The sequence below is a fragment of the Hymenobacter rubidus genome (assembly GCF_016734815.1).
Taxonomy (GTDB): domain Bacteria; phylum Bacteroidota; class Bacteroidia; order Cytophagales; family Hymenobacteraceae; genus Hymenobacter; species Hymenobacter rubidus.
In genome coordinates this window covers 1-740 of record NZ_JAERQF010000084.1, presented here as the reverse complement: position 1 = coordinate 740, position 740 = coordinate 1, and the positions used below count along the sequence as shown (strand labels likewise).

General features: G+C 65.9%; 1 protein-coding gene. It reads left to right on the top strand.

Going from position 1 to position 740, the window contains the following annotated elements:
• Positions 1-728, top strand: a 728-nt coding sequence (locus JKL48_RS22890) for an IS3 family transposase (RefSeq protein WP_201987741.1), incomplete at its 5' end; no start/stop codon positions are given.
• Positions 729-740: the final 12 nt, after the last annotated feature.

Here is a 740-nt window from a genome sequence, read left to right as displayed (position 1 = left end):
TGGGCACGCGCAAACTGCTGCACAAAATCGCTCCGCGCCTACGGGCGCAGGGCGTGGCCTGCGGGCGCGATGCCCTCTTCACGCTGCTGCGCAGCCGCCAGCTGCTCGTACCCCGCAAACGCAGCTTCACCAAGACCACTGATTCGCACCACCGCTTCCGCCAACACCCCAATCTGGTCAAAGACGCGCCCAAGCCCACGGCGCCCAACCAGCGCTACGTGAGCGACATCACCTGCTTGCTCACCCGTCAAGGCACCGTCTACGTGAGCCTGGTCACGGATGCGTTTTCGCGCAAAATCGTTGGCGCCCACGTCCACCCCAGCCTCCACACGGCAGGCTGTCTGGTGGCCTTGGCGCAGGCGGTGCGCCAAGCCGGGCCCGCGGCCCGCACCTGCCTGCACCACTCCGACCGCGGCAGCCAGTACTGCTCCGACGCCTACCAGGCCGCCTTGCGAGCGGCGGGCATGCGCTGCTCGATGACGGACGGCTACGACTGCTACCAAAACGCGCTGGCCGAGCGCGTCAACGGCATCCTCAAAGACGAATTCCTGTTCGTGCGGCCCGACGACCTGGCCCAGGCCCGCCTGCTGGTCCAGCAAGCCGTATACCTCTACAACGAGGAGCGGCCGCACCTGGCCCTGCACTACTTAACCCCCAACCACGTCCATCAGCCAGCAAAAAGCCCCGCCGGAAAATCCGAACGGGGCCTTATACCTGTCAACCTTTAGCCGGACGAGACA